Here is a 20,467-nt window from a genome sequence, read left to right as displayed (position 1 = left end):
AGGGGAGGGTTGAAGCTTTATGACTATCGTGAGGACTTGTTTCATGGCTACCATTGTACCACCCGGGAAATAACTGGAAATACTTCGGGCGTTTAGCCGAAGTATTTCCCGCTCTCCCCCTACGGCTTACCTCCACTTCGTGAAGGTTGAAGCCGTAGCCCCTCGCGATTTAGGTGCGATCGCGGGTGCGACAATCTTAGCATTAGTTCTCTCGTGGCTGACAGGACGGATTGCTGGGATTCCAGAATAGGGTTCAGAAGTGCTTTCTCGCACCCAGCCCAATTTAGTGGACTTGGGGATCGCAGTGGTGGCGGGTGGGATCAGTAGTTTTGCCAAGATTTGCGCCCATCTCAGTGATGCCTTAGCGGGGGTTGCGATCGCGGTTGTCCTCATGCCACCCTTATGTGTGGTCGGTTTGTCGCTGTCTCAGGGGATTTGATTGTAGGGGCGGGTTTAGGGACAATTGTAGGGGCGGGTTTAGGGAATCTGTAGGGGCGGGTTTAGGGAACCAATTCAGCTAGTCACCGATAACGGAACAACGAAACCCGCCCTCCCCACCGATAACGGAACAACAAAACCCGCCCTCCCCACCGATAACTGATGGGAGATCGGCTAAGTTAGGTAAGATGACAATGCAAATTAAATAAAACCAACCAAATCTATGACAGCAACATCTACTGCGCTCAAACACGAAGTCAAAGACATATCCCTAGCCCCCGGAGGCAAACAGCGCATCGAATGGGCGGGACGAGAAATGCCCGTTTTGCGGCAAATACAGGAACGTTTTGCTCAAAATAAACCTCTGGCAGGGATTCGCCTAGTTGCTTGTTGCCACGTTACCACCGAAACTGCTCATTTAGCGATCGCGCTGAAAAATGCTGGGGCTGATGGGTTGCTAATTGCCAGTAATCCCCTGTCTACTCAGGATGATGTCGCCGCTAGCTTAGTCGCTGATTACGGGATTCCTGTCTTTGCCATCAAAGGGGAAGATAACGCCACCTATAATCGCCACGTTCAAACTGCCCTAGATCACAAACCCAATCTGATTATTGATGATGGGAGTGATGTGACGGCGACTCTGGTTAAGGAACGGCAAAACCAGATTGGTGATATTATCGGCACCACCGAGGAAACCACCACCGGAATTGTCCGCTTGCAGGCAATGTTCAATCAGGGAGTTCTCACCTTCCCCGCGATGAACGTGAATGACGCTGATACCAAGCACTTCTTCGATAACCGTTACGGTACCGGACAATCCACCCTCGACGGTATTATCCGCGCCACCAACATTCTGCTGGCTGGGAAAACCATCGTCATTGCGGGTTATGGTTGGTGTGGCAAAGGTGCGGCAATGCGGGCACGAGGCATGGGCGCAAATGTCATTGTTACTGAAATTGACCCGATTAAAGGCATTGAAGCCGTCATGGATGGCTTCCGGGTAATGCCGATGATTGAAGCCGCTTCCCATGGTGATGTGTTTATCACAGTTACCGGAAACAAGCACGTCATTCGCCCAGAACATTTTGAAGTGATGAAAGATGGCGCAATGGTGTGTAACTCCGGTCACTTCGATATTGAAATTGACCTGAAATCCTTGGCAGAGTTATCCACGGAATATCGGCAAGTTCGCAACTTTACCCAACAGTATTTCCTGAAAAACGGCAAATCTATTATCGTATTGGGTGAAGGGCGTTTGATTAATCTAGCCGCAGCCGAAGGACACCCCAGTGCGGTGATGGATATGAGCTTTGCTAACCAAGCTTTGGCGTGTGAATATCTGGTGCAGAATAAGGGCAAACTAGAACCCGGTCTACATTCCATTCCAACTGAGATTGACAAGGAAATTGGACGGCTGAAATTGCAGGCAATGGGTATCTCACTTGATACCTTAACCACTGAGCAAGTTGAGTATATGAACTCGTGGACATCAGGAACCTAGTTCGGAATTTTTCGGGTGTGGTATCATGCCTGACTTGATCCTCAAAACAAGATCCCCGACTTCTTTAAGAAGTCGGGGATCTCCAGAAATCGGGGATATAATTCAGCAAATTCTCAATTTTTATCGAAAGGTTTCAGGAAAATGGCTCGACTTTCGGTTGAACTGCAACGTTATTTTTTTGAAGAAGATCGACAGCCCCAGGTGAGACTGGCAGATATCCTGTCTTTTGCCGGGGAGCGAATTTTTGGGTTTTTGTTTGTGATCCTGTCGCTTCCCTCGGCGTTACCCGTTCCAGCACCGGGTTATTCGATCCCCTTTGGCATCGTCATGCTGATCTTAGCCTTTCAGCTAATCATTGGTGCCAAACGTCCCTGGTTACCCCAGAAAGTGATGAATAGCAGGATGAAACTAGAAACAGTGCAGGGACTGGTTAAAGGAGGGACTCCCTGGTTAAAGAAGATTGAAGCGATCGCACGTCCACGTCTACCCTATCTCTGTACCAGTCTAACGGGTCGTGTAGTGATTGGGGTGGCGATCTCGCTAATGTCCATCTCGATGATGATTCCCATTCCTGGAACCAATACCTTACCCGCGATCGGTATTTTTGTCACAGGTTTTGGCTTAATTGAAGATGATGGGGCAATTAGCTTAGGCGGATTAGTTATTTGTTTACTGGGCGGAATTATCTCAATTTCTATTTTACTAGCCGTTTGGTTTGGCGGTGCAAGTTTGGTGGATTGGCTCAAAGATGTCCTGCGTTGAAAAATGCCAGCTAAAATAAATAAAAATGTAATCTGTTGTTCTCCCTTTAACGCGCCATGTCCCAAATTCAAGAACTTGCTCCTTCCCCAGATATCTCACAAGATGTTATCTTTCCCCCAAGTGACCTCTATAGTGATGAACCCCCCTTGGAAACTGAACTGCATCTAGAACAAATCTTACTTCTGCTCAAATGTCTTAAGTGGCTATGGCGAGATAGAAATGATTTCTACGTCGCTGGCAACCTTACCATCTATTACAGTCCCCGCCAACGCAAATCGGAACACTTCCGGGGACCCGACTTTTTTGTTGTACTCGATACTGAACGAAAAACTCGCAAAAGCTGGGTCGTCTGGAACGAAGATGGTAAATATCCGAATGTAATTATTGAAATCCTTTCTCCCAAAACGGCTGATACAGACAAAGGATTTAAGAAAAAACTCTATCAAGACACCTTTCGTACCCCCGATTACTTTTGGTTCGATCCAAATACGTTAGAATTTGCCGGATTTCATTTAGTTGATGGAGAATACCAACCCCTCGAACAGAATTCTCAAGGACAATTGTGGAGTCAGCAGCTTGGTTTATTTCTAGGAATTCATCAAAACCAGTTGCGTTTCTTCACCCCAGAAGCGAAACTCGTACCGACACCCGAAGAACTTGCGGAACGCTACGCCGCCAAACTACGAGAATTAAATATCGATCCCGAAACACTCTAATGTAGGATCTGCTACAGGGAGTCTGGTGGTGGGGAGAGGCAATAGGGAATAGGCAATAGGCAACAGGGTGGCAGGCATCGCAAGGATTTGAGGAATATTAAACGAACTTAATCTTAATAAAGTTGAGTTGATTTCCACAAACCTACTTAAAGTAAGTATCGCTTAGTGTAACCAGATTATATTGTTTCATATCATGTCCCAAAGATTGCCCATAATTGCAATGCTGCAATAACAAGAGTTTCAGGCGTTTTTATTAGGGGTGTTTGACCGGACATGATATCAGTCGGTTTTAACCGACTTAAGCTATTAGCCAAGAACTTGAGTTCTTGGCATCTAACTAGCGAGAAGCGGTATTTCGAGGAGCCTCATAAATTTTCCATTCACGAATTCCCATCGGACTAAGAATAGCTTCCGCAAAACCAATTTGATCAGGGGTTCCTTCTACCATAATCAAATACTCACCTTTAGACACTAAATCGTGATAAACCTTAGCTTGCTCGTCAGGAACACCCCAACCGACTAAACCACCAACTAAACCGCCACCGACTGCGCCAACTGCACCGCCAGCAACGGCTGTCGCGAAAGCATTAGCCGCAACCGTACCAAACGCTAAAACCTGACCAGCGCCAGGGAGTAGAAACGCCGCGTAAGTAGTAATACCCAGGGCTTCCAATGCGCCCAAAACAACGCCACCAATTCCACCAGTCGCCGCACCTGCTTTAGTACCTTTACTGACTTGATGTCCTTTGCCTTTTTCCACATCAACACCAGCAAGTTCCTCATTCCTACCTGCATCTTTAGCAACGACAGAAATTTGCTGTTCAGGGAAATCTGCCCGTTTCAAATCCTGTACCGCTTTTTCCGCTTCTTCACGAGTCGGGAATACACCAAGCGCGTGTCTGTTGTGTTGGTCTTCAGCCATGTTTCTCTCGCTTTCTTTTAGGATTGTTTCAGCACAAATTCAGCCTTTGGTGCTAGATTTGTGCTTTCTTCCCACATCTACTACACATTGGGTAAGGTATTCATCTATCAATAGAGATAAATTTAATATCCAAAACCACCATTTGTAGAGGACTCTGAGGTACATAGAGTCTGCTGAATAAGTGTTTTGGTGGGGTAGGGAGCAGGGGAAGCTGGGGAAGCAGGGGGAGCTGGGGGAGCAATGATACATTTTCCCTGATAGCGGTGCAAGGGTATGAAAGGGTTTTACCTTATGTCCTTGAAAATGAGCCAATGTTCATGCTACTCAAAGCTTTGATATCTAAGGGTTTTGGAGTTGTGCAGCAAATCCTACATAGACAGATCCCCGACTTCTTCAAGAAGTCGGGGATCTTGCTTAAGGCTGTACCTCATAAACCTGAAATCTGCTGTATCTGTTGCCTGTTGCCTGTTCGTTAAAAAACAGAAAATTTAACTGTTATAAGGCGGTAAATTGGGTCCTACTTCAGCTTGGACATTGACATTCCGAACCCCTCTAATTTCCCTCGCCAAAGGTTCAATCCGTTCCAAATTCTCTTGCGTTTGCACGTATCCAGTTACCGTAACAATTCCCTGATTAGCCTGAATCGCTAGTTGAGAGGTTGGCAGGTTAACCTCTAACTTACTCCGCACTTCACTTTGGACATTGCGATTAGAGCGTTCCTCTCCCTCCCTAAACACATTGTATCGTTGCTCCCGCGCCCGAATATCAGAATTGGCTTGCGCTCGGCGGATGGGGTTCGTTGCATCGCTTTCATTTCCTAACACGGTGTCCAAGTCTGGAGGATTACCAACTCGATTAATCGAATCGGGAGCGCTAGTACTGGTTCTCGCTACATCACCACAGGCGGAAACCCCTAAACCTAAAACACCTGTCAAGCATAAGAGTGTAAATTTATTCATTTTTTCTGTCCTCTTCGACGGCAAATAATCAGTAAAGATGTATATCAATCCATCTCAATTCAGTTCGTGTTCTCGATAAACCGTTGATCTAGCCATCTGAGCATGAGGCTCATCAACAGCCGCAACTGGGAAATCTGTATTTATCCCATCCATCTCTGGCGCATTGTAAACTCCTAATTCTTCGATTCCTCCATCTTTAAGTAGAGAAATTGCCTGACGAATTTGCTCATCCGTACCTTCAACAATGACCAAAAAATCACCCCGTAAAAATCGTTCTTGATACGCTTTAGCCTGTTTTTTGGGAATCCCTAATCCAATCAGTGCGCCCAAAAGTCCACCACCAACCGCACCAATTCCTGTCCCGGCTAAGGTTGTGGCTACAGCAGTCCCCAAAGCATCGGCTAACATGATTGGACCAATCAGAGGAATCGAAGCAGCACCCACACCGACGAGTACGCCCGTTACCAGTCCAATAACACCACCGACAACAGCGCCATTCGCCGCCTGTTTACCCGTTTCATTACCCTTGCGAGTCTTCCTATCCGTATCGTGAAGCGACTCCTCTTCTAATTCTCTGGCAATCACGGTAACCTGATCCAGGGGAAAATTAGCCAGGTGGAGTTCCTGTAGTGCTTGCGTCACCGCGTCTCGGTTGGTAAAAATACCGATCGCACGTTTGTGTTGATGTAAAGCCATTGTTCTCTCCTTTTACACGCTAGAGATAAATTAGTCTGTCAAACTTTATTTATAAGTAAATCTTATCGTTTATCGGATATTATTTCCTCAATCAATAGGTGTAACTTTAGTCTCTATCCATAGAAAGAAGGAGGTTTATGCACTATGAATTTAAAGTTCCTGTTCCCTGTTCCCTGTTCCCTGTTCCCTTTCCCTTAACGAATGACGAATAAATTTATTACCACCGAACCGCTAGGTAAAGGAGGTGAAGGCGGTGAACAAAAAACCTGGGACGCCGTTCAGAACGCATTTCGCGATCGCACCTGTATCGGGTATTGGCGTTATCCCATATTTTCCAAGGTGGGTAAGTCTCGCAAGGAACCGGATATTCTGATTGTAGACGCCCAACTGGGTTTAATCGTGATTGAGATTAAATCCGTCACGATTGACCAAATTCTGGCGATTACGGGTCATCGCTGGGAGTTCCAAAACTATTACACCACCAGCAGCAACCCTTACCAACAAGCAGAAAATCAATTATTCTCCCTATTAGGGTACTGCGATCGCGAACCGATATTGCGCCGTAAAGTAACCGGACGGGCGTTAATTTGCCTTCCCTTAATTACTGAAACTGAATGGTATCAAAGCGGCTTCTACCAACTTCCTAGTTGTCCGCCAATCCTCTTTAAAGAGAATATTTCTTCCTGGAATGAAGTTGTTAGTCAATTGACGAGAGAGCAGACCCCTCAGAGACCCCTCCCTAACCCTCCCCTACGAGGGGAAGAAAACGGAATAAATTTTTATTTGGAGGGGCTTACGGCTCCCCCTTCCCCATCCCCCCTTCGAGGGGGGAACGAGGGGGGTAGGAAGGGGGCTGGGGGGTTAGGTTTTCTCGTCAAACGGATTCAGCAAACCTCTCCAATTATCAAAGGAACCCCGTTGAGTAACCAGCAGTGGAAATTACTGCAAGCGGTGATTAGTGGCACACCTGTTTTTCGGAAAAAACAACACCTGAAAGGACACAGAAATGCCATCCCAAAAAACATTAATGGCACACCGCAACAAACCCGTGGTAGTATTCTTGCCCAGGTACGCCAACACCTATCCGAATTCGATTTAGCCCAAGAACAAATCGCCAAATCCATTCCTCCGGGTCCCCAACGGATTCGGGGGATAGCGGGTTCCGGGAAAACCGTATTACTCTGTCAAAAAGCTGCCCATATTCATCTCAAGCATCCCGACTGGGATATTGCCCTGGTTTTCTTCAGCCGCAGCCTCTATCACGGAATTATTAGCCAACTGGATAAATGGTTGCGTCGCTTTAGTAGTGGCGAAATCAGATACGACGCCAAACGAAATCGCAAATTAAAAGTTCTCCACGCTTGGGGAGGGAGAAAACAACCGGGATTTTATAGTACCCTTTGCCGACACACAGGAGTAAAAGCACTTACGGTTAACGATATAGAAACCAAGCAACCGCATCAGGCATTAGCTGAAGTTTGTCTCAATCTTTTACAAGAGACAGCGATTCCAAAATTATACGATGTTATTTTAATTGATGAAGGTCAAGATTTAATTGTTGATGAATACCTTAAATTTGAAGGAAAACAGCCCTTTTACTGGATGGCATATCAAGCCTTACGCCCAGTTGACCCCACCCAACCTGAACAACGGCGGTTAATTTGGGCGTATGATGAAGCGCAAAGTTTAGAAAGTTTGAATATTCCTAATGCGAGTGAATTGTTTGGGGAAGATTTAGGACATTTAGTCACCGGACAATATGGGGGCGGAATTAGAAAAAGTGAAACCATGTATCGGTGTTATCGTACCCCAGGGGCAATTCTTACCGCCGCCCATGGAATTGGCATGGGATTATTACGACGGGGGGGAATGTTAACCGGAATTACCCGGATTGAGGATTGGCAAGCGATTGGCTATGAAGTCACTGGAACGTTTCGTCCAGGTCAACAAATTACTGTAAGACGCCCTCCAGAACATTCACCAAATCTGGTATCAAAACTTTGGCAGGGTTCTTTATTTGAGTTTATCGCTTATCGATCGCGTCAGGAAGAATTAACCGCCCTAGCCGATAATATTTTCTACAATCTTCGCTATGACGGGCTGAAACCGAGTCGCGAGATACTGGTGATTGTTTTGGGGTTAGGGTTAGAAGCGATGCGACTAGAAACAGCGGTGGCAGAGTTTTTAATGTCCCAGGGAATTGATATTTATCGTCCCAGTGCGCTGGATTGTAATATGCTGCACATTGATCAAGATACCCGTGATCCAAATAAGTTTTGGTGTGAGGGCGGCGTTACTGTGTCTCGTATCCATCGGGCGAAGGGAAATGAGGCAGATATGGTGTATGTGGTGGGGTTGGATAATGTGGCAAAAGATGAGAGTAATCTACAATTGCGGAATCAGTTATTTGTGGCATTAACCCGGGCAAAAGGGTGGGTGAAATTGAGTGGCGTGGGTTCTTATCCTTTGTATGAGGAGATGTGGCGGGTGATGCAGAGTGGGGATACCTTTACCTTTACCTTTCGCCATCCGCCCCAGCGAGAGATTAGTGTAACCGATGTTGGGGAAGTGCGATCGCGCTATCAGAGTGGCGGGAGAAATTTTCAGAATGCGGAGTTAGCGGGGGCGCAGTTAGCGGGGGCGGATTTGCGGAATGCTAATTTAATTGGCGCGATGTTGCGAGGGGCTAATTTACAGCAGGCGCAGTTAGATGGGGCAAAGTTGGTGATTGCGGATTTAAGTGAAGTTGACTTGAGTGGGGCGAGTTTACGCAAGGCGAAGTTAGTGGGGGCGAGTTTGAAGCAGGCGCGGTTAAGCGGGGCGGATTTGAGTTGGGCGAAGTTAGGGAATGCGGATTTAAGGGGGGCGGAGTTAGTGGGGGCGAAATTGGTGGGGGCGAGTTTGAGTGGGGCGGATTTAAGGGAGGCGAATTTGACGGGGGCGAATTTGGATAAAGCGGATTTGAGTGAGGTAAATTTCGAGGGGGCGAGGATGCCCGATGGGAGTATTTGTAAGACTAATTGGCGTGAAATGTGACAGGGTATGGTAGGGGCGGGTTTGACTACAACGGTGGCGGCGTTTGGAATTCACGTTGGTAAACCCGCCCTGGTTAAACGTATCAGCTATAAAATAAATGATAGGAGTGGGAGAAATTTAATAATGAATCTTACCGCTAAAATTCCAGATGCCTTGTATCAACAAGTTGCCGCTTTAGCCAAGCGAGAAAATATTTCTGTTGAACAATTAGTGACTATTGCTTTATCCGCTTGGATAACGAAAGACTATATCGAGGAAAAAGCTAAACAGGGACGTTGGGACAAATTTCAGCAGGTTTTACATAAAGTTCCTGATATTAAACTGGAAGTCGGCAATGATTTCAGTCATCTATAGAGTGATATTTTGCCTATTCTTTTTCTAGTCAAGCAAGCCAATAGCTAGACCATAATTTTTAAGTTTTTTGAGTACATAATTTGCTATTTCAGCCTGATACCCCCACTTTACCCACATCAACTCCAATCGAACTAATCCCGAATCTGTGGAGCAGAGCAAATCACTTCTAAGATTTATTCTTCCGCAAAGTTCAGCCTCGGTTGTAAAAGAAGAGACTAAGCCATCATCTTTTAGAGCTTTACCAATAGCTCTGTTTAACAATTCATCGTTCTTCTGAGCAATTGCTAAAAGTTTTTCAAAAGCTTTTATACTGCTACTACCGGGACGTCCACTGGAACTTGAACCTCTAGGCTCTGCTAGAAAAGCTTTAGCTAGATCACTTTTCCTAAGCCTCTCGGTTGCCTTACGCTCTTTGCTCGTCTGCATTCCAGCTTGTTTCATCTTTTCCCGTAATTCATCATCAGCATAGTTACTAATAAGAGAGCGTGCTGTTGTTATAGGTAAATAAATTATCTTAGCTTCCAGTACGGTTCCAAGAATGCCAACTTTGTCAGAATATTTTTGTAGTTCCTCAACTATATTGGCTTTTGTGGAATTCATCAAGCAAGAAATATCGGCTTGGGAGCGGACGCGGGATAGCGCCGCTACTTCTTGTGTAGGATTATTACTTGCAATTACCACAACCCACATTTTGAACTTTTCCTGAACTAACAGCTTTTCTACATTTTTCTCATTTTTTAGAAGCTCCTTACGCAAAACCCCTAAATAATGACCAATGGTTTTAGCTTGATCAATCAGTTCTTTAGCTCGCTCTTCTGAAATTCCTAAATCAACTAAAGAAGCTCCCTCATTTAGGGTTTCAATGGTACGGGTTGCAATATCTATATACTGATCGGGTGGTGGTCCCTTAAACCGATAGATGGTATCTTCTACACCTAATAGAGAATCGGCTCCAATACGTTTAGCTAAGGTAATAAGTCTTTCCTGTAAATCATCAGCATTACAAGACCATGCGATTAAAGTTCGTTCGCCAAAACGTGAGCGAATGAAGCTGTTAATAGAATGGAGATCTTTTTCTAACTGCTCTATGGAAAAGTCGGTGAGAGCTTCCCTTCCTTCAATAACAATGATTCGGAGTTTATTTAATCCTGTCTCAAACTTTCTCAAATCAGTTAATTTTTGGGGTACTGGCTCATCAGATTGAATTGATAAAGTTTCCGCTTGGGGTCGAAATAAATTAACTGTATGTAGAAAAGTTGATTTTCCAGAGCCAGACTCTCCTCTGAACACCCAAAAAGCTCCCCTACCAGCAGCTACCATATCAGCGTAAGTGTCATCAAGGTAAGCCAAGGCATCTTTCACAGGCACAATAATAGTCTTTAATTCGTGTTGGTCTTTAGCATGTCTCTCAAGAATATCAAATCGGTCAGGGACAAAAAGACGCCACTTATCCTTAGAATGACCTTCTGTATCTACCGATCTGCTGGTTGATTTATAGGAGGATTTGGCTGTGGCAGTTCGATTATCCTTGGAACTATTCTCTGATTGAGAAGGAAAATTTGACTGTAATGACTCGACATCCTTATGCTTATCTGCTGATTTCAAAAGGGAATCTTGCTGTGACGCTTCGATATTCTTAGATTCATCCGGTAATTTAGAATAAGGCTGCGATTCTTGAGAGTTATCGCACCAGTCGAATAAGGATAACTGATTTGGGTCTTGACTAAAATATTTTGGCTTCGGCATCTTGCTAGATTTTTAGGGGAGCAGTGTTATCAATTTCCATCAAACTTAGAGTTTACTGACCATCTTTTTATTCTGGGGCTAATAGTCTAAATTAAAACTTACCGGGGACAAAGGGATATATAGCAATCCTATTTAGGTTGTGGCAATTTTCAAAACTGAAACCCTTGCTATACATGGGTTTCAAGCCGTTCACTTGTTGCATCCTATTTAGGATTGCTATAGAAGTACAATCACGCCTTTGTTGCTTGGCATAGCGGAATGCGATCGCGCCCTAACTCACCTTCATCTTAACCTGAGCCATCCACGCTGCCGTGCCGAACACACCAGCCAAAAGCGCCGGAACACTAAAATCTGCATCCAGCTTCTCCCAGTGCAACCCATCCCCCGATGGCGTCACTTCAACTTCAGCCAAATCCTCTGGAGAAGCACCTGCTAACCCTTGCGCTAATGCTGGGGGAAAGCTAAACGTCGCGCCACTCTTCAAATTAATTACCAGGCGATAGAAGTGAGTCGTACAAGTCTAGCTGGTTTTCTGGACACACAACACACATAGGTGTTATCCTGCAACGCATCAATTTTTTCCCGCTCAATGAACTCTAATCCTGACTCAATTGATAGGATATGTCTAGAAATGTATCTGTTATAGCAATCAATGACATCTTACTCGCTAAACTTCCCCAATGAATTAAAGCAACAAGCCGAAAACTTGGCTTCTCAGCAAGGTATTCCTCTGGAAGCCTTCATTTTAGACGCGATCGCAGAAAAGGTAAATTCTCTGAAAGGACAACGTAACGAGCCAACCTTTGCTCATGTTACCTATCGTAACAGTGCTAGCGGTCAGCTTATACCGATTTTGCGTGGGACTAATCTACGAGTCCAGACAATAGTCATTGCGGCTCAACAATGGGGTTTATCCTCAAATCAGATAGCCGCTGAGTATGACTTGAATGCAGAACAAATCGATGAAGCCCTAGTATTTTACCACGCCCACCGTGAAGAAATTGAGCGTGCGATCGCGGCTGAACAAGCCATAGAAGCCGCTCATGTCTAAACTGAAACTGCACCTGGATGCTGATACATCAACTAAAGCTCTCCATAATGCCTTAGTTTCTCGTGGTCATGATGTGACACGCACACCCACCGAATGGATGCCTTTGGATGCCAGTGATGACGCTCAATTACTGGGAGCAACAGCACAAGAACGGTGTATTTTTACGTTCAATATCCGGGATTTTATGATTTTAGCTGAACGCTATCCTCAACATTGTGGCATTGTTTTAGCAGCACAAAGCAGTTGGACACTATCGAGTCTAATTTCTGCTTTAGATCAGTTGCTATCAGAAACACAAGCAGAGGAGTGGATTGGACAAGTTCGCTGGCTCAATCAGTGGCGAACCTGATAGCAGAATGAGTTAGTGACAGGGGAAAGCGATCGCGCCCTAACTTACCTTCATCTTAACTTGAGCCATCCACGCTGCCGTGCCGAACACACCAGCCAAAAGCGCCGGAACACTAAAATCCGTATCCAGCTTCTCCCAGTGCAACCCATCCCCCGATGGCGTCACTTCAACCTCAGCCAAATCCTCTGGAGAAGCATCGGCTAACCCTTGCGCTAATGTTGGGGGAAAGCTAAACGTCGCCCCACTCTTCAAATTAATTACCACGCGATCGCGACTCTGGTCATAATATGCTGATTCCGCCCTCGGTTCAACAGCATTGGCAATGTCTGCGGCTTCTCTTGCTTTTGCGATCGCGGCTTTGAGCCTTGTCTCATCCCAACCTGAATTAACCATGAATTTCCTCCCATTTTTTGAGTCATTCTATTTGATGTTCAGTTACGATTTTCAACGCTTTGACAGTCTACCTTTTCAGATTGTCTCTCCCATAATTTGGGCAAGAGTGGTAAAGAGGCGATCGCAATTCGGTGCGGCTTGACGTACTTTGGCAACATCCAATAATCCTAAAAGCTTTGAAGCGTGTTGTATCTTTTGGTATTCACCCTTGGATGTATGGCGAGTAGCTTGCTTTAAACTTGGCTCTAACGAATCCTTATCAATCTTCTCGACATTGGGATTTCTAGGAATTGAATTTTCTTTAAATCCTTTCCCATAGAATTTTTTGAGGGCATCAATGTCGGCAATGAACCAAGCCTCCATTGCTTGAACCATTAAATAGCAATGGGTATCATCAACGCTAGGTGAATCCCAATTATCCCTAGATTTCAAATGCGCCCAAGGTCGTTTTTTTACTGTTCCCTCTGAGTCAACCAGTAGGACATTGAAAGCATCAGGATAATCTTCTATAGCATTTTTAAAAGAGCTAAAAGCATTATTACGAGAACCACAGACAATAATATCCCATTTGATTCGCTTGCTCCGCGCTATCTGCACCAGATCTCTCATAAACCCGCTAAATCCTTGCCGCATTTGCCTTTTTGTATCCCGATCATCTCCACCCCCTTCTATGTAAATACGAATCTCTTTTACCATCGCGTTCCTCCAATCTCACCCATGCTCCAGAGTTCACCTAAAGAATAATTTTCTAGCCACTTTTGCAACCGTTCAGGGTTAAGTCGGCGTAGATGAGTTCCTTGATAATCTCGCTCACACACCAAAACTGATTCAGGAGGAAGAGAGGAAACTAAAGCCTCTGAATGCGTTGTAACAATTAACTGAGTTCGTTCAGACGCTTCGACTAACAAATCAGCGATAGTAGACATCATGTCTGGATGTAAGCCAATCTCTGGTTCTTCAATACATATCAGTGGCGGTGGGGTGGGGTCAAGAAGTAAAGCCAGTAAAAATAGATAGCGCAGTGTACCATCAGATAAACGAGTTGCAGGGATTGGTTGAATTAAACCCTCCTCGCGGATAAATATTTGAACTGTACCGCCATAAATCTTTACGGATAGTTCTTCTGCTTCTTCGTAAAATGTTTTGAGTTTATCGATAATTGCTCGACTTCCTACTTGGTGCTGTAAGTTGTTCAAAACAAGTCCGAGATTACTCCCGTCTTCTAACAAAGGGTGTTCCGGTAAGTCAGCTTTCTGTGGCAATCTCGGTTCTGAATCTCGTCCGATATGCCAGTCACGATATAGACTAATCTGGGAAAATTGATTACCTATATAGGTAAGTTCAGGATATTGATCTGGATCTTTCCTCTGAGATAAAACAGACTGATCGAGAATCAGATCGTCTCGACGTAGCGAACGTTGACTTCTTTGCCCATCAGATGGATTTTTAATGTTTAAAACTGGACGACCTTGTTGATAGCGATAATAAAAATAGACATCATCTTCACCGGGGTAGGAGCATTCATTCTCCACTGCTTCATCGACCAATTCTGGTTTTTGACCAACTACACTCAAACCCATGCGATAGCGAAGCGGCATCAGTCCTTCTGGGTAATCTATAGTCACCTCAATTTTAGCTATTGGAATTTCTTTTTGACCTTTCCAAAGTAAATCACTGACGCCTCCGCCTTTACGAATTGGGGCAGTTAAATCTGTGGGAGTTGCCTTCAGAAGTCCAATGGCTTCAATTAAGTTCGACTTGCCAGATGCATTGGCACCAATCAGCACATTAAGGGGTTGGAGTGCGATTTCTTCACCTTCATCTCCGTAGGATAGTAAGTTTTGCAATCGCATCGTGCGAATAAACTGTTTACCTTCCATTTCTTTACTTTAGCTTTCATTACCTGTCATAATATGCTGACTCCGCCCTAGGTTCAACAGCATTGGCAACTGCTGCGGCTTCTCTTACTTTTTGTTATCACTGCTGTGAATGTTGTCTTATCCAAACCTAAACCCGTCGTCGTAGAGATGTCTATGCTGCGTCTAAAGGCTGACCTATCAATTCAAGGTTAAGGTATGAAGAAGATAAGCGTGCGATCGCGTCCTAAAATAGGAGAATGCGAAACCAACTCCCCTATCTTGATTTCCTCTCTCAAGAACTTCAACTTCCCCCCATTGATGCGACAGCACCTTTGGTGATTGATCTATTTGCTGGCTGTGGGGGACTAGCACTAGGTTTTGAAGCCGCAGGATTTAGAACTATCGGTTATGAAAAATTAGCAGACGCCTGCACCACTTATCAGCACAACCTCCATGGTTTCTGCTATCAGACTACGCTAACACGCCAACCCGATTTAGTCGATGGAGCCGATGTCATCATTGGTGGTCCACCCTGTCAACCCTTTAGTGTTGGTGGACATCAACGGGGACTCAAAGACAGTCGCGATGGTTTCCCCATATTTCTTGACGCGGTGAAATCCTATCGCCCCCAGCTTGCGTTATTTGAAAACGTGCGGGGAATGCTGTTTCGCAATAAAACCTATTTTGAAGAAATTGTCAGCGCTCTCAGGGAACTAGGATATATCGTTGAATGGGATATCCTCAACGCCGCACATTATGGTGTTCCTCAGCGAAGAGAACGTCTTTTTTGTGTGGCTCACCGAGGCAGATGGGAATGGCATTCCAAAACCCATAAAAATTCACCGTATACGGTTGGTGAAGCCCTGGGAGAATTCGCTTTAATTGTACCCTCAAACGCTAAGTTTCTCACTCCCAGTATGGATGAATATATCAAAAAATACGAGAGAGCCTCTAAGTGCATTAGACCCAGAGATTTACACCTTGACGCCCCGTCGAGAACCGTTACTTGCCGAAATTTAAGCGCTCCTACAGGTGATATGTTGCGTATCCGTTTACCCGATGGACGTAGACGACGGTTAACGGTTCGTGAAGGAGCGCGTTTGCAAAGTTTTCCGGATTGGTTTGAATTCAAGGGTACTGAAGAAAGTCAATGTAACCAAATTGGCAATGCTGTTCCTCCCATTTTGGCAAAAGCTTTAGCCTGTTCGGTAAAAGCCTATTTACAAAAAAATGTAGTGATTCTCAAGATTTAATAGTACATCCAACTGTAGGGGCGCAAGGCTTGCGCCCTCACCTAATTACCTGATTATTTATTATCTAAAGTGGTATAATATTCCTATCTTTTAGAATTGATCAATGAGCATTCGCCCAAAACTATTCTCTTTCTTTGCTGGAACTGGATTTCTCGATTTAGGCTTTGAAGCCAGTGGTTTTGATATCGTTTATGTCAATGAAATGAATCACTCCTATATGGAGGCTTACCGTTACTCTAGACAAGTTCTGAATCTGCCATTACCTGAATATGGATACCATTATGCCGACAATGGAAATGTTGAGCAACTGACAGAAGGGGAACAAGCCCTACGTCTCTGGTATTTAATCCAGGATGCTCGGAAATCTAAAGATATTGTCGGTTTTCTTGGCGGACCTCCCTGTCCGGATTTCTCAGTTGGGGGAAAAAATCGAGGTAAGGACGGTGATAATGGTAAGCTTTCTGCTGCTTATGTTGAATTAATTTGCCAACATCAACCGGATTTCTTTTTATTTGAGAATGTTAAAGGATTGTGGAAAACGAAAAAACACCGCCTTTTTTTTGAACAGCTTAAAGAAAAGCTAAACCAGGCTGGCTATCTATTAACAGAGCGTCTAGTCAATGCCATAGAATACGGTGTTCCTCAAGATAGGGAGAGGATTATCCTGCTCGGATTTCGTAAAAGCTTAATCAGAGATATAAAACTCCCCGTTGAGCAAAGTGCAAAATTTATGCCTGAAGGAATTTTTCCCTGGACGACTTATATTTTATATCCGAAACAGACCGTTTTTTCTTGTCCTTGGGCTGCAACTGATCCATTTCAGGAAAATTCTCACTTGCCTTGCTCTAATCAGATTATTCAGGAACTAACGGTTGAATATTGGTTTAGGCAAAACGATGTCCTCAACCATCCGAATGCTCAACATCATTTTAAACCAAGAGCTGGTCTCAAGCGATTTCTTTCTGTGGCGGAGGGAGATGATTCCAGAAAGTCATACAAACGTCTTCACCGATGGCGTTACTCTCCTACGGCTTGTTACGGGAATAACGAAGTCCACTTGCATCCTTATAAAGCGCGTCGCTTATCTGTTGCTGAAGCGCTTGCTGTACAATCTTTACCTAAAACTTTTGTCCTTCCCGATAAAATGTCACTGACCAATATGTTTAAAACAATTGGTAATGGTGTTCCTTACTTAGCATCCAAGGCTATTGCTCAAAGTATTCTAGACTTTTTGTCAACAACCGAATGGCATTACGAACAGCCAAGTCAAAAGCAACTAGAGTTACCCCTGTCGATTCTTTGAGGTTCTTAGTTAATTATTCTTGAATAGCCGATTCGACTAATGGGACTAAATCCAGCTTGTAGTTATATAAGTATGTTCCATCTACAAGGCGGGAATCTTGTTCAATGGCAATGCCATGAGGAGCAATTGCTGTACTAAATATAGTTTGATCGGCATCACTCAGTTCACTGGCAACCATATAATATTTCCAGTTCTGTTGTAAAATATATCTCATTGCTTTAATCATGGCTGCTTCAAACAAGGGTTGATATCTCCGATCAGGGCGATTTGAAGTTTTAAGGGCGTGAGGATACCCGCTGGGTGGTATAAAATACCAAGGAGATGTCAAAATGATTGAGTCAAAAGCGCCCACAGCATCCATCATGTATCAGTTGCAATCCTTGGGGGACGCCCTCAAACAGTTTTTTGGATATACTACCTTCCGCCCAGGACAGCAGCAAATCGTTGAAGAAGCGCTTCAGAACCGTGATTTGCTGATTATTATGCCCACGGGGGGCGGTAAGTCGCTGTGTTTCCAACTCCCGGCTTTACTTAAACCAGGGTTAACGGTGGTGGTGTCGCCGTTAATTGCGCTGATGCAAGATCAGGTGGATGCCTTAGTGGATAACGGCATTGGGGCGACATTTCTTAATAGTACCTTGAGTTGGGATGCGGTGCGATCGCGGGAAATGGCAATCCTCAACGGTAAGATTAAACTGCTGTACGTTGCCCCAGAACGCTTACTGGCAGAGCGATTTGCTCCCTTTTTAGAACAAGTGCGATCGCAGGTGGGAATTTCGGCGTTTGCGGTTGATGAGGCGCATTGTGTCTCAGCCTGGGGACATGATTTTCGCCCGGAATATCGGCAAATTAAACAGTTACGTCAACGGTATCCTGATATTCCCATGATGGCGCTTACCGCTACGGCTACCAAGCGGGTGCAGCAGGATATTGTCCAACAACTTACACTCCGTCAACCGAGTATCCATATTGCCAGTTTTAATCGCCCCAACCTTTACTACGAAATTCAACCCAAACAGCGCCAAAGCTATAACCAACTCTTCAAAAAAGTTCAATCCCATAAAGGATCGGGAATTATCTATTGTCTCAGTCGTCGCAGTGTTGAAGAAGTAGCATTTCGGCTGCAAAAAGATGGCATTTCAGCCTTGCCTTATCATGCAGGAATGAGTGACATTGACCGATCCAGTAATCAAAATCGTTTTATTCGCGATGACGTGCAAGTGATTGTGGCAACTATTGCCTTTGGCATGGGAATTAATAAACTCGATGTCCGCTTTGTGATTCACTACGATTTACCCCGAAATTTAGAAGGGTATTATCAAGAATCGGGACGGGCAGGACGAGATGGAGAACCTGCCTATTGTACACTCTTTTATAGTCCCGGTGATGTGCCTAGACTGGATTATCTGATTGATCAAAAACCTGATCCGAGAGAACAGCGCGTTGCCCGTCAACAGTTACAGCAAATTCGCGACTACGCTGAAGGAACCGATTGTCGCCGCACAATTTTATTGAGATATTTCGGTGAACGGTTTAAGGGAAATTGTGATAACTGCGATAATTGTTGTCATCCTAAACCCGTTGAAGATTGGACAATTGAAGCGCAAAAGTTTTTGTCCTGTGTGGCGCGTTGTCGGGAACGATTTGGCATGACTCATATTATTGACGTGCTGCGGGGTTCCCGGAAAAAGAAGGTAGAACAGAATGGACATCACCTCCTCTCAACTTATGGAATTGGCAGGGATAAAAGCATTGACGCTTGGAAAATGCTGGCGCGATCGCTCTTGCATCAGGGGTTAATGGATGAAACGACGGATGGGTATCGGGTACTGAAGCTGAATAAACGCAGTTGGGAAGTGCTTCGCAAACAACGTTCTGTGCATATTGCGATTACTCAAACCCCTGTAGCAAAAGCTATATCCAATGTTAATCCGAGAACGGCGGAAATTGAATTGCTGTTTGAGAGACTGCGAAAACTACGTAAACAAATCGCGGATACTCAAGCGATTCCCCCTTATGTGATTTTCGCTGATTCTAGCCTTAAGTTAATGGCTCAAATAAAACCTAAAACCCTGGAGGAGTTTGCTCAAATATCGGGGGTAACGGCTCATAAGTTGACCCAGTACGGCGAGCGGTTTGTGTCGGAAGTTCGAGAGTTTTGTCAGGGGCAAAAGTTACCCGTTCCTCTGCCTTCAAATAGCCAAATGGTAACCTTACAACTGTATCAGCAAGGGTTAAGTATAGAGGAAATTGCGGAAAAACGGGGTTATGCTCCTAGCACCATTCTTACTCACTTAAGTGAGCTAATTGAGAAGAATCAGCCTATAGATTTAAACCGATTAGTAGCAGCAGAACGGCAAAAGCCCATCTTGCAAGCGATTCAGAATGTTGGGACAAACTCCCTGAGAAGCCTGCGGGAAGAGTTGGGAGAGGATTATAGTTATGGTGAAATTCGACTTGTGCGATCGTGGTGGATTCGGGAGAAGAGTTAAGGATTGATGGGTTTAGGGTGTCGGGTGTCGGGTGTCGGGTTTAGGGTGTCGGGTGTCGGGTGTCGGGTTTAGGGTGTCGGGTTTAGGGTGTCGGGTGTCGGGTTTAGGGTGTCGGGTTTAGGGTGTCGGGTTTAGGGTGTCGGGTGTCGGGTGTCGGGTGTCGGGTGTCGGGTGTCGGGTGTCGGGTTTAGGGTGTCGGGTTTAGGGTGTCGGGTTTAGGGTGTCGGGTGTCGGGAAAAATTGACGCTTCGACTCCGCTCAGCGTCAACACCGAATTTCGATAGGCTCAATTGCCGCAGAGTCGAGGTGTTGAACTTTACTCAGAGAGTCACCAAAATTGAGTCACCAAAATTGTTTATTCGTTGGCTCGCCTGGAGATCGCTCGCTCCTTACCCTATCTCATCTTATGGGTTTTTGTGTTTCTCTAAGATTTTTCCCACACCCCACACCCCACACCCCACACCCCATACCCCATACCCCACACCCCATACCCCACACCCCATACCCCACATCCCATACCCCACACCCCACACCCCACACCCCATACCCCATACCCCACACCCCACACCCCACACCCCACACCCCATACCCTGCCTACCTTTGACGCGAGCTTGTCACCCCTTCAAGTTCAAGTAAC

20 protein-coding genes and 1 pseudogene are annotated in these 20,467 nt (G+C 45.1%); 11 read left to right on the top strand and 10 right to left on the bottom strand.

Annotation, left to right across the window (positions count from 1 at the left end):
- Window positions 1-232 precede the first annotated feature (232 nt).
- The 4 genes and pseudogenes from RIC07_RS25135 to RIC07_RS25120 form a co-directional block, all read left to right on the top strand.
- Window positions 233-433 (top strand): annotated as a pseudogene (locus RIC07_RS25135) (DUF389 domain-containing protein); the annotation flags it as partial.
- Between the two features lie 228 nt (window positions 434-661).
- Window positions 662-1,939: an adenosylhomocysteinase gene (gene ahcY, locus RIC07_RS25130; protein ID WP_446396890.1), complete on the top strand. Its 1,278-nt coding sequence runs from the start codon at window positions 662-664 to the stop codon at window positions 1,937-1,939.
- 141 nt (window positions 1,940-2,080) lie between these two features.
- Window positions 2,081-2,701: an exopolysaccharide biosynthesis protein gene (locus RIC07_RS25125; protein ID WP_446396889.1), complete on the top strand. Its 621-nt coding sequence runs from the start codon at window positions 2,081-2,083 to the stop codon at window positions 2,699-2,701.
- 56 nt (window positions 2,702-2,757) lie between these two features.
- Window positions 2,758-3,417, top strand: coding sequence for a Uma2 family endonuclease (locus RIC07_RS25120; protein WP_446396888.1), 660 nt, complete (start codon window positions 2,758-2,760; stop codon window positions 3,415-3,417).
- A gap of 337 nt (window positions 3,418-3,754) precedes the next feature.
- Here RIC07_RS25120 and RIC07_RS25115 read toward each other — a convergent pair whose 3' ends face one another.
- From RIC07_RS25115 to RIC07_RS25105, 3 genes are all read right to left on the bottom strand, one after another.
- Window positions 3,755-4,339 carry a general stress protein gene (locus RIC07_RS25115; protein ID WP_446396887.1) on the bottom strand — a complete coding sequence of 195 codons (585 nt, stop codon included), beginning with the start codon at window positions 4,337-4,339 and terminating at the stop codon, window positions 3,755-3,757.
- Window positions 4,340-4,827: 488 nt separating this feature from the next.
- Window positions 4,828-5,298 (bottom strand): BON domain-containing protein, encoded by a 471-nt coding sequence (locus tag RIC07_RS25110; RefSeq protein WP_446396886.1) that lies wholly within the window; start codon window positions 5,296-5,298, stop codon window positions 4,828-4,830.
- A gap of 54 nt (window positions 5,299-5,352) precedes the next feature.
- Entirely contained in the window at window positions 5,353-5,994 is a 642-nt protein-coding gene (locus RIC07_RS25105) for a general stress protein (RefSeq protein WP_446396885.1), read from the bottom strand.
- A gap of 201 nt (window positions 5,995-6,195) precedes the next feature.
- On the opposite strand from RIC07_RS25105, the gene RIC07_RS25100 reads away from it, so the two are divergent.
- Both RIC07_RS25100 and RIC07_RS25095 read left to right on the top strand, forming a co-directional pair.
- On the top strand, window positions 6,196-9,030 hold the full coding sequence (locus RIC07_RS25100) for a pentapeptide repeat-containing protein (RefSeq protein WP_446396884.1): 2,835 nt from the start codon (window positions 6,196-6,198) through the stop codon (window positions 9,028-9,030).
- Between the two features lie 123 nt (window positions 9,031-9,153).
- Complete coding sequence (locus RIC07_RS25095; protein ID WP_446396883.1) at window positions 9,154-9,384, top strand: hypothetical protein; 231 nt, start codon at window positions 9,154-9,156, stop codon at window positions 9,382-9,384.
- Window positions 9,385-9,408: 24 nt separating this feature from the next.
- Here the strand turns inward: RIC07_RS25095 and RIC07_RS25090 are convergent, their stop codons facing one another.
- Both RIC07_RS25090 and RIC07_RS25085 read right to left on the bottom strand, forming a co-directional pair.
- Complete coding sequence (locus tag RIC07_RS25090) at window positions 9,409-11,130, bottom strand: hypothetical protein (RefSeq protein WP_446396882.1); 1,722 nt, start codon at window positions 11,128-11,130, stop codon at window positions 9,409-9,411.
- Window positions 11,131-11,401: 271 nt separating this feature from the next.
- On the bottom strand, window positions 11,402-11,620 hold the full coding sequence (locus tag RIC07_RS25085; protein ID WP_446396893.1) for a DUF2442 domain-containing protein: 219 nt from the start codon (window positions 11,618-11,620) through the stop codon (window positions 11,402-11,404).
- A gap of 162 nt (window positions 11,621-11,782) precedes the next feature.
- Between RIC07_RS25085 and RIC07_RS25080 the strand changes: the two genes are divergently transcribed.
- Complete coding sequence (locus RIC07_RS25080) at window positions 11,783-12,181, top strand: DUF433 domain-containing protein (RefSeq protein WP_446396881.1); 399 nt, start codon at window positions 11,783-11,785, stop codon at window positions 12,179-12,181.
- The gene (locus RIC07_RS25075; RefSeq protein ID WP_446396880.1) at window positions 12,174-12,530 is read left to right on the top strand and encodes a DUF5615 family PIN-like protein; all 357 of its coding nucleotides are present in this window, start codon (window positions 12,174-12,176) and stop codon (window positions 12,528-12,530) included. The genes RIC07_RS25080 and RIC07_RS25075 overlap by 8 nt, the downstream gene beginning before the upstream one ends.
- Window positions 12,531-12,569: 39 nt before the next feature.
- On the opposite strand, the gene RIC07_RS25070 is transcribed toward RIC07_RS25075, so the two are convergent.
- From RIC07_RS25070 to RIC07_RS25060, 3 genes are all read right to left on the bottom strand, one after another.
- Window positions 12,570-12,923 (bottom strand): DUF2442 domain-containing protein, encoded by a 354-nt coding sequence (locus tag RIC07_RS25070; RefSeq protein ID WP_446396879.1) that lies wholly within the window; start codon window positions 12,921-12,923, stop codon window positions 12,570-12,572.
- A 75-nt stretch (window positions 12,924-12,998) separates the two neighbouring features.
- Window positions 12,999-13,619 (bottom strand): DUF4276 family protein, encoded by a 621-nt coding sequence (locus tag RIC07_RS25065; protein ID WP_446396878.1) that lies wholly within the window; start codon window positions 13,617-13,619, stop codon window positions 12,999-13,001.
- Window positions 13,613-14,803, bottom strand: a complete 1,191-nt coding sequence (locus RIC07_RS25060; RefSeq protein ID WP_446396877.1) for an AAA family ATPase — start codon at window positions 14,801-14,803, stop codon at window positions 13,613-13,615. Before RIC07_RS25060 ends, RIC07_RS25065 begins: the two co-directional genes overlap by 7 nt.
- 236 nt (window positions 14,804-15,039) lie before the next feature.
- On the opposite strand from RIC07_RS25060, the gene RIC07_RS25055 reads away from it, so the two are divergent.
- Entirely contained in the window at window positions 15,040-16,035 is a 996-nt protein-coding gene (locus RIC07_RS25055) for a DNA cytosine methyltransferase (protein ID WP_446396876.1), read from the top strand.
- Window positions 16,036-16,138: 103 nt separating this feature from the next.
- A complete protein-coding gene (locus tag RIC07_RS25050) occupies window positions 16,139-17,338 on the top strand; it encodes a DNA cytosine methyltransferase (RefSeq protein ID WP_446396875.1) in 1,200 nt (399 codons plus the stop codon).
- A gap of 13 nt (window positions 17,339-17,351) precedes the next feature.
- Here the strand turns inward: RIC07_RS25050 and RIC07_RS25045 are convergent, their stop codons facing one another.
- On the bottom strand, window positions 17,352-17,699 hold the full coding sequence (locus RIC07_RS25045; protein ID WP_446396892.1) for a Cfr10I/Bse634I family restriction endonuclease: 348 nt from the start codon (window positions 17,697-17,699) through the stop codon (window positions 17,352-17,354).
- 1 nt (window position 17,700) lies between these two features.
- Between RIC07_RS25045 and recQ the strand changes: the two genes are divergently transcribed.
- Complete coding sequence (recQ, locus tag RIC07_RS25040) at window positions 17,701-19,830, top strand: DNA helicase RecQ (protein ID WP_446396891.1); 2,130 nt, start codon at window positions 17,701-17,703, stop codon at window positions 19,828-19,830.
- Between the two features lie 404 nt (window positions 19,831-20,234).
- Here the strand turns inward: recQ and RIC07_RS25035 are convergent, their stop codons facing one another.
- Complete coding sequence (locus RIC07_RS25035) at window positions 20,235-20,417, bottom strand: hypothetical protein (protein WP_446396874.1); 183 nt, start codon at window positions 20,415-20,417, stop codon at window positions 20,235-20,237.
- Window positions 20,418-20,467: the final 50 nt, after the last annotated feature.

The sequence above is a fragment of the Coleofasciculus sp. E1-EBD-02 genome (assembly GCF_040218245.1).
In the GTDB taxonomy this organism is placed as follows: domain Bacteria; phylum Cyanobacteriota; class Cyanobacteriia; order Cyanobacteriales; family Coleofasciculaceae; genus Coleofasciculus.
This window is presented reverse-complemented; position numbering and strand designations above follow the sequence as displayed.